General features: G+C 45.0%; 2 pseudogenes. One reads left to right on the forward strand and one right to left on the reverse strand.

The features are described 5' to 3' along the window. Positions 1–261: pseudogene (locus KIV40_RS33940) on the reverse strand (acetoacetate--CoA ligase); the annotation flags it as partial. A 199-nt stretch (positions 262–460) separates the two neighbouring features. On the opposite strand from KIV40_RS33940, the pseudogene phhA reads away from it, so the two are divergent. After that, a pseudogene (gene phhA, locus KIV40_RS33945) lies at positions 461–734 on the forward strand (phenylalanine 4-monooxygenase); the annotation flags it as partial.

Genomic DNA, 734 nt, shown 5'->3' on the forward strand with positions numbered 1-734 from the left:
CGATTTAGGCTGCTGCCAGCGGCTCTCACCTTGCGTTTTTATCTCGTCCCCTTGTGTCCCGACCACGCCACAAAACTGCCACACGTTTTGCCAAAAAAGTTCCGGCTGATCCACAGACCATTGATGGAGTTCGGCGTAGTTTTGTATGGCGGTATCTCGGTTTAATTGAGACAGATTAAGGCTGTCGATAAATCGGGTTAGGTTGGCATCGGCGATGCGTTGATCTCCTGGCTGCCAAACGGACTTATTGCTATCTTGCATTCCTTTACCTTTAACAAAAAGTTAACGATTTCAGTCTGGTATTTAGGTTTTACAAAGTCAAAAGATCAGCAAAATAAAGGGTTGAAAGAAATGTGTAAATAAAATGTTACATTAATGCCGATTCTGAAAAGTCACGCAAATTGGCGCTTATGAGGAGGAGAGATAGGCTTAAAGTGAGACATGCAAAAGGAGGTGTGTAATGACTCAATATCATTCTAAGCCCGTGAGCCAAGAGGGATGGGTTGAGTGGAGCCTCGAAGAAGACGCAATTTGGCACGACTTAGTGAAAAGGCAACTGGACGTCATTAATGACCGTGCTTGTGATGCGTATTTGCACGGATTAACTGTGCTTGATTTGCCATTAGATAGAGTTCCTCAACTCCCAGAGATAAACAGAGTCCTCATGGAAACGACGGGTTGGCAGGTAGAACCGGTTCCAGCGCTGATCGATTTTGATCGCTTCTTTGATCTGC

Source organism: Vibrio sp. D173a (assembly GCF_030248475.1).